This is a genomic window from Streptomyces sp. CB02261 (assembly GCF_001905665.1).
In the GTDB taxonomy this organism is placed as follows: domain Bacteria; phylum Actinomycetota; class Actinomycetes; order Streptomycetales; family Streptomycetaceae; genus Streptomyces.
The window spans coordinates 490,716-504,008 of the sequence record NZ_LIVX01000001.1 but is presented as its reverse complement, the minus strand read 5'-3'; the positions used below and the strand labels follow the sequence as shown (position 1 = coordinate 504,008).

Genomic DNA, 13,293 nt, shown 5'->3' with positions numbered 1-13,293 from the left:
ACTCGGTGACCGTCGGCCACGGCCCCCTCGTTCCCGCGCGGTCGGCACACCGACCCGGCTTCGAATGCTTCAATTCCGCCATGAACACGACCGCCACTGACATCGACGTCCTCCGGGTCTTCTGTGCGGGCGACGGCCGCCACGGCAACGCCCTCGGCGTCGTCAGGGACGCCCGCGACCACCCCGACGAGGCCTCCCGGCAGGCGCTGGCCAAGGAGCTCGGCTTCAGCGAGACGGTGTTCGTGGACGACCCGGAGCGCGGTCACGTCGACATCTACACCCCGGGCCTGCGGCTGCCGTTCGCCGGACACCCGCTCGTCGGCGCCGCCTGGCTGCTCGACCTGGAGGTCGTCTGCCCGCCCGCCGGCGAGGTGTGGGTGCGCGGCGACGGGGAGTTCACCTGGATCGAGGCGCGCGCCGAGTGGGCGCCGCCGCGGACCCTCCGGCAGTACGGCTCCGCCGCCGAGGTGGACGCGCTCGACGTGCCCGAGCCGGGGGAGTGGATCTACGCCTGGGCCTGGGAGGAGGAGGCCGCGGGCCGGGTCAGGGCGCGGGCGTTCCCGGGGCGCGGCGACGGCATCGACGAGGACGAGGCGACCGGCGCGGCGGCGCTGCTGCTCACGGCGGAGCTGGGCCGGGCCCTGAACATCACGCAGGGCCGGGGTTCGCAGCTGCTCACCGCCCCCGGCCCCGACGGCATCGTGGAGTTGGGCGGACGGGTCCGCCTGGAGCGCACGCTCACGCGCTGAGCGGGAACTCGCCTCCCAACTGCTGGAAGACCGCGCTGTTGAAGGCGAAGGCGCGCTTGCACTCGTCGACGATCCGCTGCTTCTCCAGGTCGTCGGCGTTCACCCCGTCCAGCAGCTCCCGGTACGCCCGCTTGAACGCGGCCGGGTTGGAGATCTCCTCGAAGACGTAGAAGCGGACGCCGTCGCCCTTGCGCGAGAAGCCCCAGGTGCGCTCCGCCTTGTCGCGGATGATCTGGCCGCCCGACAGGTCGCCCAGGTAGCGCGTGTAGTGGTGGGCCACGTACCCGGCGGGCCAGTCACGGGCGCACTCCGCGACCCGCTCGGCGTACGCGGCGGTGGCGGACAGCGGTGAGAGTCCGACGCGCCAGTCGGGACCCCGCAGATGGGCGAGGTCCTGTTCGAGCGCGGCCGTGCGGAACAGCTCGGGCTGGACGAACGGTCCGGCGACGGGGTCCCCGCGCAGCGCCTCCGCGCCCTCCTCCAGGGCCTGGTACACGAACCAGAGCTGCTCGGTGTACCGCGCGTAGGCGTCGACGCCCAGGCGCCCGCCCAGGAGGTCGCCCATGAACGACGAGGTCTCCGCCTCGGAGTGCTGCTCGTGCGAGGCCGTGCGGATGAGCGTCGAGAAGGGCGTGTCCAAGGTAGGCCTCCGGGACCGATGGGACGGGAACCAGTGACGATCGTGCCAAGTAAGGCTTACCTAAGTCAACTGGTTCCCGACGTCCTGTCGGTAAGAACGTACCCAGCGGGAGGGTCAGGGCAACGTGAGGATCTCGGCCCCGCTCTCCGTCACCACGAGCGTGTGCTCGAACTGCGCGGTCCGCTTCCGGTCCTTGGTGACGACGGTCCAGCCGTCGTCCCACATGTCGTAGTCGTGCGTGCCGAGCGTCAGCATCGGCTCGATGGTGAAGGTCATGCCGGTCTTGATCTCGGTGGTGTGGTGGGGCGAGTCGTAGTGCGGGACGATCAGGCCCGAGTGGAAGGACGAGTTGATGCCGTGCCCGGTGAAGTCACGGACGACGCCGTAGCCGAAGCGCTTGGCGTACGACTCGATGACCCGCCCGATGATGTTGATCTGACGGCCGGGCTTCACCGCCTTGATGGCTCGGTTCAGGGACTCCCGGGTCCGCTCGACGAGCAGCCGCGACTCCTCGTCGACGTCACCGCAGAGGTAGGTGGCGTTGTTGTCGCCGTGCACGCCGTTGATGTACGCCGTGACGTCCAGGTTCACGATGTCGCCGTCCCGCAGGACGGTGGAGTCCGGGATGCCGTGGCAGATGACCTCGTTGACCGAGGCGCACAGCGACTTCGGGAACCCGCGGTAGCCGAGGGTGGAGGGGTACGCGCCGTGGTCGCACATGAACTCGTGCGCGACCCGGTCGAGCTCGTCGGTGGTGACGCCCGGGGCGATGTGCTTGGCGGCCTCCTCCATCGCCCGAGCGGCGATGCGGCCCGCGATCCGCATGCGTTCGACGGTGTCGGAGTCCTGCACCTCGGGCCCGGTGTACGGGGTCGGGGCGGGCTTCCCGACGTACTCGGGGCGGCGGATGGAACCCGGAACGGAGCGATGGGGGGAGAGCTCCCCCGGTACGAGAAGCGACTGGCCAGACATGACAGCGAGTCTAACGACCGGGTCTGGGGCAGCATGGTTCTCGGAGGAAGGAGCCGACCACGATGGCCCTGTTCAAGAAGCGCACGGTGGGCAAACCGGGCGAGTGGTACTACTGCCTGGAGCACAAGAAGGTCGAAGAGGGCCCCGATTGCCCGGCGAAGAACCGCTTCGGCCCGTACACCAGCCGCGAGGAGGCCGCCCACGCCATGGAGACCGCCCGCGAGCGGAACCTGGAGTGGGAGACCGACCCGCGCTGGCACGACGAAGGCAGGAAGCAGGAGCCTCCGGACTAGGGGGCACCCGCCGGGCCCGCGTCCGGAACGGGTGCGCCCGCCGGAACGGGTGTCCGCCGGACCGGGTACGTCCGCGGACCACGGCCGGGACCGTTCACACGGTCCCGGCCGTGTCCTGTCGCGCCGCGTCCCGCTGGGCTTCCTGCTGGGCCTTGCGGCGCAGGGAGTCCTCGTCGGTGTCGGCGTCGTACGTGAGGAGCTTGGGCAGCGCCAGGCAGAGCAGGCCCACCGAGGCGACGCAGACCACGCCGCCCGTCCAGACCGCCGCCCTGGTGCCGGTCCAGCCGGCCATCGCACCCGCGCGGACCTGGCCCAGTTGCGGGCCGACGCTGTAGGAGAGCACCTCGATGCCGGCGAGCCGGCCGCGCAGCTCCTCGGGGATCGTCTGGTTCCAGATCGTGGCGCGGCCCAGCCCGCTCAGCATGTCGCCCGCCCCCGCGAAGGCCAGACAGAGCAGCACCGCCCAGATGTTCCCGAACCAGCCCGCCGCCGCGATGGCGAGACCCCAGCCGGCCGCGCCCCCGACCACGAGCAGTCCGTGCCGCCGCACCTTCGAGGTCCAGCCGCTGGTCAGCCCGAGCACCAGGGAGCCGACCGAGCCCGCCGCGTACATCAGGCCGAGCGACCAGTCCGCGTCCAGCTCGTCCGCGAGGAACGGGAAGATCGTGTTCGGGAACGCGAAGAACATCGCCGCGAGGTCGATCGCGTACGTGCCGAGCAGCACCGGCCGCGACCAGGCGTACCGCGCCCCCTCCGCGATGCCCCGCAGCGAGGGCTTCTCCGCGTCGTGCGCGGGCGGCGCGGGGGAGAGCCGGCGGCACATCAGCACCGAGGCCGCGAATCCGGCGATCGTCACCCCGTACGCGGGCGCGTGACCCGCGTACGCCACGACCAGACCCGCGAGGGCCGGGCCCGCGATCGAGCCCATCTGCCAGCGCAGCGAGTTCAGCGCGGCCGCCGCCGTCTGCTGCTCGTGCGGCACGATCCGGGCCAGCAGCGAGTCGAGGGCGGGACGCTGGAGCCCGGCGAGCGCCGAGACACCGGCCGCGACCACGTACAGCGGCCAGAGCATCGGCTCCGGCAGCAGCGCGTTGACCAGCAGGATCAGGGCGAGGACGCCGAGGCCCGCCTCGGTCGCGAGGATCACCTTCCGCCGGTCGACGGCGTCGGCGAGCGCCCCGCCGTACAGGCCGAACACCACGAGCGGCACCAGCTCGACCGCGCCCATCGCACCGACCGCGAGCGGCGAGCCCGTCATCTCCTTGATCTGCAACGGCAGGGCGATCATCGCCATCGCGCTGCTGAAATACGTGACGAGCCCCTGGACCCACAGGAGCCGGAAGTCGGGGGACGAGCGCCACGGCGCCAGATCCGGAAGCAGGGCGGAGAACTTCGCCGAGGGAGAGGCCACGAGGGGCCATGCTCCGTCGGCGGGGTGACGCGGGCAACCGAATTTGCGCGGAGCCGGCCCGGATCGGCCGGGGTGCGCGGACCGGGGAGGCCCGGGCGCCCCGCCCCTACCAGCGGGCCGGCGGTGGCGCCGTCAGGCGGTCCGCGAGGCCTGCGAGACGGTCGCGGAGGCGTCGGTTCCCTCGCGGTGACGGCAGGCTGTTCTCCCCGGCCGCCGCGCTCACCAGGTGCTGCACCGTGTCCAGGTCCACCTCCGCCGCCTCCGGCACCGAGAGTGTCTCGTGCGCGAGCCCCCGCACCTCCTCGTCGCCCCCGTCGAGCGAGAGCACCGTCGCCCCCGCCCGCCGGGCGTCGTGCACCCGCTGGAGCAGGCCCGCGTCCGGCCGCTCAGGCGCCACCATCAGGAGCGTGGCCCCGCGCCCCGCCGACCGCAGCCGGCCGAGGCCGACCGCCAGATGCGCCGGGTCCCCCGGCCGCACCCGGTGCCGTACCAGCGTCGGCGCCAGCTCCGGCAGCCCCGACCACGCCGACTCGTCGACCAGGTGCGCCGCCAGGTGCCAGGGCTCGTACTCCTCCGTGCCCACCAGGAGCAGCCCGTCCCGGTGCCGGACGACCGAGGACCGGAGCGCGCCCGCGAAGCGGCGGGCCGCCCCCGGCCACTCCGTCCCGGCGAGCACTTCCCGCAGCGACGCGACCCGTACGGCATCCATGAGCCCGCATCATGCACCAGCCGGAGGCGGCGCGAGGCCGGTCGGGACGGATCCACCCGTACGGGAGCCCTCGCGCCCCGACCGGTCGGTAATGTCGGGGCCATGACTTCCTCCAGCGACTCCACCGCCGCCCCCGCCGCGCCCGCCACGCCCAAGGCGGCGGCCAAGGACCCGTGGGACCTCCCCGACGTCTCCGGCCTCGTCGTCGGCGTCCTCGGCGGCACCGGCGAGCAGGGCCGCGGCCTGGCCTACCGGCTCGCCAAGGCCGGCCAGCAGGTGATCATCGGCTCCCGGGCCGCCGACCGCGCGCGGGACGCGGCCGGGGAGATCGGCCACGGCGTCGAGGGCGCCGACAACGCCGAGTGCGCCCGGCGCAGCGACGTCGTGATCGTCGCCGTGCCGTGGGACGGTCACGCCAAGACCCTGGAGTCCCTGCGTGAGGAGCTCGCCGGCAAGCTCGTCGTCGACTGCGTCAACCCGCTCGGCTTCGACAAGAAGGGCGCCTACGCGCTCAAGCCCGAGGAGGGCTCCGCCGCCGAGCAGGCCGCCGCGCTCCTGCCGGACTCCCGGGTCGCCGCCGCCTTCCACCACCTCTCCGCCGTCCTCCTCCAGGACACCTCCCTGGAGGAGATCGACACGGACGTGATGGTCCTCGGCGAGGAGCGCGCCGACGTCGAGCTGGTGCAGGCCCTCGCCGGCCGCATCCCGGGCATGCGGGGCGTCTTCGCCGGCCGGCTGCGCAACGCCCACCAGGTCGAGTCGCTCGTCGCCAACCTGATCTCCGTCAACCGCCGCTACAAGGCCCACGCCGGGCTCCGCGTCACCGACATCTGAGCCGGTCCCGGCCGGGCGGCCGGCATGGGGGACACTGGACGGGCACAGCAGCCGTACCCGGACAGGAGCCGACCCCCATGCCCCGCCTCGCCCTCTACGCCCTCGTGGTCTGCGCCCTGGCCGTCGCCGCGGCCGTCGTCTCCTTCGTCGAGGGCAGCTTCCTCGGCGTCGTCTGGGTCCTGATCGCCGGCCTCTCCTCCAACATGGCCTGGTACTACCTCCGCCGCGCGAAGGTCGAGAAGGCGGCCGCGGCCGAGGGCTAGCCGGAACGCCGGCCCCGGCCGAGGGCTAGACCTGGCAGAACTCCGGCGTCTCCTGCCAGAACCGGAACAGCTGCGAGCCGCAGTAGCGGGTCGCCTCCGGCACCCCGAGCGACCGCATCAGCGCGTCGATCGCGTCGAAGAAGGCCCCGTTGACCGCGGGCACGAAGAGCAGCGCGATCACGATGAAGAAGCCGTACGGCGCGTACGGCTCGATCTGCCGCTTCACCTTGTACGACAGCCAGGGCTCCACCACTCCGTACCCGTCGAGCCCCGGCACCGGCAGGAGGTTCAGGAGCGCGGCCGTCACCTGGAGGAACGCCAGGAACGCCAGCGCGAACCGGAACGCGGGCGGCACGCCGTCCAGCGCGTCCAGCCAGAACGGGGCCGTGCACACCAGGGCGAACAGCACGTTCGCCAGCGGTCCCGCCGCCGAGACCAGGCTGTGCTTCCAGCGGCCCTTGATCCGCCCCTGCTCGATGAAGACCGCGCCGCCGGGCAGACCGATCCCGCCCATGATCACGAACAGCACCGGAAGCACGATGCTCAGGACGGCATGGGTGTACGCGAGCGGGTTCAGGGTCAGATAGCCCTTCGCGCCGACCGTGATGTCCCCGCCGTGCAGGGCGGTGCGGGCGTGCGCGTACTCGTGCAGACAGAGCGACACCACCCACGCCGAGGTCACGAACAGGAAGACGGCCAGACCGGGCGAGGCGGCGAAGTCCGTCCACACCGCCCAGCCGGTGACGGCCATGACGGCGAGGATCGCCAGAAAGACGGGACTGATCCGTCGTTCGTGGCGCCGGGTGGTGGCCGTGGTCATCGCAGAAGCTCCCAGGGGGGCGGGTACGGAGGGCCGACAGAGGTGTCTGACGGGGTGTTGCCGGTCCTGATGTGCGGGAAACGTACCGGGAGCCGGGGCGAGTTCCGGAGTCGGGGACCTTCTCACGGAGAATGGGCCCGTGCGCTACTCCGTCCTCGGCCCCACCCTCGCCCACGCGCCCGACGGCACCGACGTGGCCGTCGGCGGCCCCCGGGTCCGTGCGCTGCTGACCGTCCTCGCCCTCCGGGCCGGCCGGACCGTGCCCGTGGCCGACCTGGTCGACGAGGTCTGGCACGGCGACCAGCCGCCCGCCGACGCCGTCGCCGCGCTCCAGGCCCTCGTCGGCCGGCTCCGCAAGGCCCTCGGGCGGGACCGGGTGATCTCCGCCGAGGGCGGCTACCGGCTCGACGCCCGACCCGGGGACGTCGACGTCCGCCGCTTCGAACGCCTCGCCGCCGAGGGCACGGCCGCGCTCGGCGCCGCGGACCCGGCCCGGGCCGCCGCCCTCCTCGACGAGGCCCTCGGGCTCTGGCGCGGCCCCGCCCTCGTCGACCTCCCGGACCGGGACGCCGAGGCCGCCCGCTGGGAGGCCCGCCGCCTCGACGCCCGGCGGGCCAGGCTCGACGCGGCCCTCGCGCTCGGCGAGGCCCCCGCCGCCCTCCCCGAGCTGACCGCCCTCTGCGCGGCCCACCCCCTGGACGAGCCGCTCCAGGCCCTGCGGATCCGCGCCCTGCGGGACACCGGCCGCGCGGCCGAGGCCCTCGCCGCGTACGAGGCGGTCCGCCGCTCCTTCGCCACCCGCCTCGGCACGGACCCCTCCCCGGCCCTCCGGGCCCTGCACGCGGAGCTGCTGTCCCCGGAGCGGCCCGCGCCCGTGCCCTCGCCTGCGGCCGCGCCGGGGCCGACGGCCGGTCCGGCAGCGGCGCCACGGGCGGCCGCGGGACAGGGCGCCGGCCCCGCACCGGCGCCACGGGCGGCCACCGGACCGGGCGCCGGCCCCGCGACGGAGCCCGCGTCCGGCCCCATGCCGCTCACGACGGTCCCCGCGACGGAGCCCGCGCCCGGCCCCGGCCCCGTCCCCGGCCCCGCGCCCGGCTTCGTGCCGCCCCCGACGGTCCCCGTGCCCGGCAACCTGCGCGCCCGGCTCACCAGCTTCGTCGGACGGGACGCGGAGATCACCGCACTCCAGGACGACCTGCGGACCGCCCGGCTCGTCACCCTGCTCGGGCCCGGGGGAGCCGGCAAGACCCGGCTCTCGCAGGAGGCCGCCGAGCGCGGGGCCGACGCCTGGCCGGACGGCGTCTGGGTCGCCGAGCTCGCCCCCGTCACCGACCCGGAGGCCGTCCCCGAGGCGGTACTCGCCGCCGTCGGCGCCCGCGAGACCGTGCTGCGCGGCGCGGGAGCCGAGGAGCTGCGGGCCGGCGACGACCCGCTCGTCCGGCTCGCCGAGCACTGCGCCGGGCGCCGGATGCTGCTGCTCCTCGACAACTGCGAGCACCTCGTCGCGGCCGCCGCCGAACTCGCCGAGGCCCTCCTCGCCCGCTGCCCCGGGGTGCGGGTCCTGGCGACGAGCCGGGAGCCCCTCGGGGTGCCGGGGGAGAGGGTGCGGCCGGTGGGACCGCTCCTCACGGAGCCGGCCCTGCGCCTGCTCGGCGAGCGCGGCGCCGCGGTCCGGCCCGGGTTCCGGACCGAGGAGGACCCGGAGGCGGCCGCAGAGATCGTGCGCCGCCTGGACGGCCTGCCCCTGGCGATCGAGCTCGCGGCGGCGAGGCTGCGGATGCTGACCCTGCGCCAGATCGCGGAGCGGCTCGACGACCGCTTCCGGCTGCTCACCTCCGGCGCGCGGACGGTACTGCCCCGTCAGCAGACCCTGCGCGCCGTCGTCGACTGGTCCTGGGACCTGCTCGACGACGCCGAACGCGCCGTCCTGCGCCGCCTCTCCGTGTTCACCGGCGGCACCGACCTGGAAGCGGCGGAGGCGGTGTGCGCGGTCCCGGACGGCGGGGGAGCACCCACCCCGTCCGGCCCCGCCCCCGCCGACGTGCTCGATCTCCTCGGGTCCCTCGTCGACAAGTCGCTCGTCGTCGCCGCGCCCGGCGAGGCCGGGATGCGGTACCGGCTCCTGGAGACCGTGGCCGAGTACGCGGGGGAGCGGCTCGACGAGGCCGGGGAGCGGGACGCCGTCGAGCGGCGCCACCTCACGTACTACCGGGAGCTGGCCCGCCGCACCGACCCCGAGCTGCGCGGGCCGAAGCAGGTCGCCGCCATCGCCCGCTTCGAGACCGAGTACGGCAACCTCCGCACCGCCCTGCGCCGGGCCGTCGACGCCCGCGACGAGGACGAGGCGCTCGTCCTCGTCCACTCCGTGCTCTGGTACTGGCAGATGCGCGACCTGCGCACCGACGCCCTGCACTGGTCCATGGCCGCCGCCGCCCTCGGGCCCGACCCGTTCGCGCAGCCCTCCGCCCCCGTCGTACCGCTGTACGAGCCGTGCACGGCCGGGCCGCCGCCGCTCTCCGAGGAGCAGCGCTGGGAGGCCCGGCGCGGGGTGCGGCTGGTCGAGCTGATCAACATGAACCACGAGACCAGCCGCTGGACCAGCCCCGAAGGCATGCGGCGGCTGCGCGAGATGACCGCGGGCTACGAGCCCGGCCTGCCCCAGACCTGCCGGGTGCCCGGCTCCTTCGCGTTCTTCGCGGTCCTCCTCATCGGCGAGGCAGGCCGGCTCAACGAACTCCTCGACACGACCGTCGAGGCCTGCCGCCGCTACCACTACGACTGGGACCTCGCCAACGCCCTCCAGCTGCGCGCCAACATGCTCGCCAACCGGGGCGACCTGGCGAGCGAGGCGATCCGCGACGCCGACGAGAGCCTGGAGATCTTCGTCCGGCTCGGGGACGCCTGGGGCGCGGCCGAGGCGCTCTCCTCCCGCGCGGAGGCCCGGGAGCGGCGGCTCGAGTTCGAGGAGTCGGCCGCGGACTTCGCCGCCGCCATCGGTTACGCCGAACAGATCGGCGCCCAGGCGCAGATGGCGCTCCTCCGGGTCCGGTACGCCGGCACGCTCGTCGAGACCGGACGGTTCGCGGAGGGCGAGGCGATCCTGCGCGCGGTCCTGGACGGCGCCCATGGCCGGGGGCACGAACCGCAGCTCGGCACCCGCTTGTTCCTCGGTCTCGCGCTCGGGCGCAGCGGCCGCACCGCCGAGGCCCGCGAGCACCTGCTCGCGCTGCGGCGGGAGTTCGACTCCGAGACCCTCTCCCTCTTCGAGGGCTTCACCCTCGGCTGCCTCGGCTGGCTGGACGACCTGGACGGCCGGTACGGCTCCGCGCTCGCCCTCGCCGCGCAGGCGTACGAACGCTCCCTCGCCTCGTTGTCCATGACGGTCGCCCCGCAGATGCCCGCGGTCCATCTGGTCACCGCCGCCTGGGCGCTCGCCGGGCTCGGAGGTCCGCGGGCGCGGACCGGGGCGGTGCTGCTCGGCGCCCGGGAGGGGCTGCTGCCGCCGGGCCACCTGTCGCCGCCGATGGAGCGGGAGAACCTGGAACGGGCCACCGAGCTGGTCCGCTCCGTCCTCGGCGAGGAGGTGTTCGCCGCGGCGTACGCCGAAGGCGACGGCCTCTCCTTGGAAGAGGCCGCCGCCCTGCTCGGTCGCGCCGCCGACGCGATCAGTGAGCGCGCCGAGTCCTGACCCCCGTCGTGGTCCCCCGTACCGGACTCAGGTCTTCTTGCGGAACTTGGTCACGGCCAGCGGGGCGGTGACGACCGTGATGACGAGGGCCCAGCCGAGGGTCATCCACACGGAGTGGGCGACCGGACCGCCGTTGATGAGGTTCCGTGCGGCGTCGGCGAGGTTCGACAGCGGGTTGTAGTCGGTGAAGGACTTCAGCCAGCCGGGCATCGACGTCGGCGGCGCGAAGATCGACGAGCCGAACTGCAGCGGCATCAGGACGAGCATGGCCATGCCCTGGACGGCCTGCGCGGTCTTCAGGGTGAGCCCGAGCAGGATGAAGATCCACATCAGCGACGCTCCGAAGACCATCGACAGGCCGATCGCGGCGAGCAGGTGGAAGAACGAGGTGTGGATCTCCAGGCCGAGCAGGAAGCCCATGCCGAGGAGGATCGCGGTGGCGATCAGCATCCGGCCGACCTCGACGACGATCTTCGCGATGAGGACGGAGGACCGGGCGATCGGCATCGTCCGGAACCGGTCCATGACCCCCTTCTTGAAGTCGTCGTTGATGCCCACGCCGACGGCCATGGCGATGTTCATGCCCATCATCGCCATCAGGCCCGGGGTCACGTAGTTGACGTAGACCTCGTTGTTGCCCTTGCCGGCGATGGCTCCGCCGAAGACGTACACGAACAGCAGGATGAAGATGATCGGCATCAGGACGGCGTCGAACATCGACTCCGGGTCCTGCTTGATCTGCAGGGCGTTGCGCCGGGCCAGGGCGCCGATGTGGCGCAGATTGCCGCGGAGGCCGATCCGGCCCTCGTCGACGGGCGCGACCCGCGCCGGGGCCGCACCAGGACCGGGAGCGCCGACGGGGGACTTGGTGACCGTGGTCGTGCTCATGCGGCGACCTCCTCGTTGATCTCGTCGGAGACGGCGGTCTTCTGGCCGGTGATCGCCAGGAACACCTCGTCCAGGCTGGGCAGGTGGGTGCCGATGTGGGCGAGGCCGAAGCCGCGCGCCCCGAGCAGGGCGACGACGGCCGTCAGCTGCTGGTCGGTGAGGATCGGCACGTACAGCGCGCCCTCGTCGGGCACGACCGTCGCGCCGGCGACACCGTCGAGCCCGGTCTCGCGGAGCGCCGCGGCCATCGCCGACAGCTGGTCCGGGTCCACCGGGCGGACCTTCAGGGTCCGGCCGCCGACCTTGGCCTTCAGCTCGTCGACCCCGCCCTTGGCGATGACCTTGCCCCGGTCGATGACGGTCAGCTCGCTCGCGAGCTGCTCCGCCTCCTCCATGTACTGGGTGGTGAGGAGGACGGTGACGCCCTCGGAGACCATCCGCTGGACCTCGTCCCACACCTCGTTGCGGGTGCGGGGGTCGAGACCGGTGGTCGGCTCGTCCAGGTAGAGGACGGCGGGCTGCCCGATCATCGAGGCGGCGAGGTCGAGGCGCCGCCGCATACCGCCGGAGTACGTCATGGCGGGCCGCTTGGCGGCGTCGGTGAGGGAGAAGCGCTCCAGCATCTCGTCGGCCCGGCGGCGGGCGTCGGCGCGGGAGAGATCGAGCAGCCGCCCGATCATGTACAGGTTCTCCCAGCCGGACAGCTTCTCGTCGACCGAGGCGTACTGGCCGGTGAGCCCTATGGTGCGGCGCAGCTGGCGGGGGTGCTTCACCACGTCGTACCCGGCGACGGTGGCGGTCCCGGAGTCCGGGACGAGGAGGGTGGACAGACAGCGGACGAGGGTGGTCTTCCCGGCGCCGTTGGGGCCGAGCACCCCGAGGACCGTGCCCTCCCGTACGTCCAGGTCGACCCCGTCGAGGGCCTTGGTGGCGCCGAAGTGCTTCACGAGGCCCCGGACCTCGACGGCGTTGGTGTGTGATCGCGTCATGGCCACCACTAGACCAGGTGCCACCGACAATCCCCCGACAGACGACCGACAGCCCGCCGATGGGGGATGTCGGCGGGCTGTCGGCCTTCTCGGTGGAACCGCGGTGGACTAGTGGAAGGTGTGCTCCTCGGCGGGGAACACACCGCCGCCGACGTCCTCGGCGAAGGCGCGCGCGGCGTCGCCGAGCGTCTCGCGGAGGTTGGCGTACTGCTTGGTGAAGCGCGGGACCTTGCCGCCGGTCAGACCGGCCATGTCGGTCCAGACGAGGACCTGGGCGTCGGTGCCGGCGCCCGCGCCGATGCCGATGGTCGGGATGTGCAGCGAGCGGGTGACCTCGGCGGCCAGCTCGGCCGGCACGAGCTCCAGGACGACCGCGAACGCGCCCGCGTCCTGCGCCGCCTTCGCGTCGCGGAGCAGCTTGTGCGCGGCCTCGTCGGAGCGGCCCTGCACCCGGTAGCCCATGGTGTTCACGGACTGCGGGGTCAGACCCAGGTGGGACATGACGGGGATGCCGGCCTGGACGAGCAGCTCGGTCTGCGGCAGCGAGCGCTCGCCGCCCTCCAGCTTGATCGCGCCGACGCCCGCGTCCTTGACCAGCCGGGTGGCGTTGCGCAGGGCCTGGACGGGCCCCTCCTGGTACGAGCCGAACGGCAGGTCGCCGACGACGAGGGCGCGCCGGGTGCCCCGTACGACGGCGGCGGAGAGCAGCGTCATCTCGTCCATCGTGACGGGCACGGTGGTGTCGTAGCCGAGGTGACAGTTGCCCATGGAGTCGCCGACGAGGATCACCGGGATGCCGGCCTCGTCGAAGACGGAGGCGGTCATCGCGTCGTAGGCGGTGAGCATGGGCCACTTCTCGCCGCGGGCCTTGGCGGCGGCGATGTCGTGGACGGTGATGCGGCGGGTCCCCTTGCCGCCGTACAGCGCCTTGCTGCTGTCGGCGGGCGGCTTCTGGGCAGCCTGAAGCGTCATGGTGAAGCTCCTTGTGTCATCTCGAGGCGCCCTGACGGCGTCCCCGGACCACATCCATGGTGGCA

Annotated in this window: 13 protein-coding genes; 5 read left to right on the top strand and 8 right to left on the bottom strand. The window is 73.4% G+C overall.

What is annotated here, in order from left to right; all coding sequences use genetic code 11:
- Window positions 1-80 precede the first annotated feature (80 nt).
- Window positions 81-749: a PhzF family phenazine biosynthesis protein gene (locus tag AMK29_RS02240; RefSeq protein ID WP_073808200.1), complete on the top strand. Its 669-nt coding sequence runs from the start codon at window positions 81-83 to the stop codon at window positions 747-749.
- Here the strand turns inward: AMK29_RS02240 and AMK29_RS02235 are convergent.
- Both AMK29_RS02235 and map read right to left on the bottom strand, forming a co-directional pair.
- Window positions 739-1,389 (bottom strand): biliverdin-producing heme oxygenase, encoded by a 651-nt coding sequence (locus tag AMK29_RS02235; RefSeq protein ID WP_073806896.1) that lies wholly within the window; start codon window positions 1,387-1,389, stop codon window positions 739-741. The two genes, AMK29_RS02240 and AMK29_RS02235, sit on opposite strands and share 11 nt — an antisense overlap.
- 114 nt (window positions 1,390-1,503) lie before the next feature.
- Window positions 1,504-2,361 (bottom strand): type I methionyl aminopeptidase, encoded by an 858-nt coding sequence (gene map / locus AMK29_RS02230; RefSeq protein ID WP_073806895.1) that lies wholly within the window; start codon window positions 2,359-2,361, stop codon window positions 1,504-1,506.
- Window positions 2,362-2,423: 62 nt separating this feature from the next.
- On the opposite strand from map, the gene AMK29_RS02225 reads away from it, so the two are divergent.
- Complete coding sequence (locus tag AMK29_RS02225; RefSeq protein ID WP_073806894.1) at window positions 2,424-2,654, top strand: hypothetical protein; 231 nt, start codon at window positions 2,424-2,426, stop codon at window positions 2,652-2,654.
- A 94-nt stretch (window positions 2,655-2,748) separates the two neighbouring features.
- Here AMK29_RS02225 and AMK29_RS02220 read toward each other — a convergent pair whose 3' ends face one another.
- Window positions 2,749-4,065: an MFS transporter gene (locus tag AMK29_RS02220; protein ID WP_073806893.1), complete on the bottom strand. Its 1,317-nt coding sequence runs from the start codon at window positions 4,063-4,065 to the stop codon at window positions 2,749-2,751.
- Window positions 4,066-4,171: 106 nt separating this feature from the next.
- Complete coding sequence (locus AMK29_RS02215; RefSeq protein ID WP_073806892.1) at window positions 4,172-4,774, bottom strand: hypothetical protein; 603 nt, start codon at window positions 4,772-4,774, stop codon at window positions 4,172-4,174.
- 102 nt (window positions 4,775-4,876) lie between these two features.
- Between AMK29_RS02215 and npdG the strand changes: the two genes are divergently transcribed.
- Window positions 4,877-5,608 carry an NADPH-dependent F420 reductase gene (gene npdG, locus AMK29_RS02210; protein WP_073806891.1) on the top strand — a complete coding sequence of 244 codons (732 nt, stop codon included), beginning with the start codon at window positions 4,877-4,879 and terminating at the stop codon, window positions 5,606-5,608.
- A gap of 77 nt (window positions 5,609-5,685) precedes the next feature.
- Entirely contained in the window at window positions 5,686-5,871 is a 186-nt protein-coding gene (locus AMK29_RS02205; protein WP_073806890.1) for a hypothetical protein, read from the top strand.
- A gap of 25 nt (window positions 5,872-5,896) precedes the next feature.
- Here AMK29_RS02205 and AMK29_RS02200 read toward each other — a convergent pair whose 3' ends face one another.
- Window positions 5,897-6,691, bottom strand: a complete 795-nt coding sequence (locus AMK29_RS02200; RefSeq protein ID WP_073806889.1) for a site-2 protease family protein — start codon at window positions 6,689-6,691, stop codon at window positions 5,897-5,899.
- 139 nt (window positions 6,692-6,830) lie between these two features.
- Here AMK29_RS02200 and AMK29_RS02195 point away from each other — a divergent pair, with 139 nt between their 5' ends.
- Window positions 6,831-10,379 carry an AfsR/SARP family transcriptional regulator gene (locus AMK29_RS02195; RefSeq protein ID WP_073806888.1) on the top strand — a complete coding sequence of 1,183 codons (3,549 nt, stop codon included), beginning with the start codon at window positions 6,831-6,833 and terminating at the stop codon, window positions 10,377-10,379.
- Window positions 10,380-10,406: 27 nt separating this feature from the next.
- Here AMK29_RS02195 and AMK29_RS02190 read toward each other — a convergent pair whose 3' ends face one another.
- The 3 genes from AMK29_RS02190 to panB all read right to left on the bottom strand — a co-directional run bounded on the left by AMK29_RS02190 (window position 10,407) and on the right by panB (window position 13,228).
- Entirely contained in the window at window positions 10,407-11,267 is an 861-nt protein-coding gene (locus AMK29_RS02190) for an ABC transporter permease (protein ID WP_073806887.1), read from the bottom strand.
- On the bottom strand, window positions 11,264-12,256 hold the full coding sequence (locus tag AMK29_RS02185) for an ATP-binding cassette domain-containing protein (protein WP_073806886.1): 993 nt from the start codon (window positions 12,254-12,256) through the stop codon (window positions 11,264-11,266). Before AMK29_RS02185 ends, AMK29_RS02190 begins: the two co-directional genes overlap by 4 nt.
- 108 nt (window positions 12,257-12,364) lie before the next feature.
- Window positions 12,365-13,228: a 3-methyl-2-oxobutanoate hydroxymethyltransferase gene (gene panB, locus AMK29_RS02180; RefSeq protein ID WP_073806885.1), complete on the bottom strand. Its 864-nt coding sequence runs from the start codon at window positions 13,226-13,228 to the stop codon at window positions 12,365-12,367.
- Between the last annotated feature and the right edge of the window lie 65 nt (window positions 13,229-13,293).

Excerpts from the sequence above, each read along its gene's own strand:
- AMK29_RS02240 (WP_073808200.1), top strand. The coding sequence starts at position 81 with ATGAACACGACCGCCACTGACATCGACGTCCTCCGGGTCTTCTGTGCG.
- map (WP_073806895.1), bottom strand. The coding sequence starts at position 2,361 with ATGTCTGGCCAGTCGCTTCTCGTACCGGGGGAGCTCTCCCCCCATCGC.
- AMK29_RS02225 (WP_073806894.1), top strand. The coding sequence starts at position 2,424 with ATGGCCCTGTTCAAGAAGCGCACGGTGGGCAAACCGGGCGAGTGGTAC.
- AMK29_RS02215 (WP_073806892.1), bottom strand. The coding sequence starts at position 4,774 with ATGGATGCCGTACGGGTCGCGTCGCTGCGGGAAGTGCTCGCCGGGACG.
- npdG (WP_073806891.1), top strand. The coding sequence starts at position 4,877 with ATGACTTCCTCCAGCGACTCCACCGCCGCCCCCGCCGCGCCCGCCACG.
- AMK29_RS02205 (WP_073806890.1), top strand. The coding sequence starts at position 5,686 with ATGCCCCGCCTCGCCCTCTACGCCCTCGTGGTCTGCGCCCTGGCCGTC.
- AMK29_RS02200 (WP_073806889.1), bottom strand. The coding sequence starts at position 6,691 with ATGACCACGGCCACCACCCGGCGCCACGAACGACGGATCAGTCCCGTC.
- AMK29_RS02190 (WP_073806887.1), bottom strand. The coding sequence starts at position 11,267 with ATGAGCACGACCACGGTCACCAAGTCCCCCGTCGGCGCTCCCGGTCCT.
- AMK29_RS02185 (WP_073806886.1), bottom strand. The coding sequence starts at position 12,256 with ATGACGCGATCACACACCAACGCCGTCGAGGTCCGGGGCCTCGTGAAG.
- panB (WP_073806885.1), bottom strand. The coding sequence starts at position 13,228 with ATGACGCTTCAGGCTGCCCAGAAGCCGCCCGCCGACAGCAGCAAGGCG.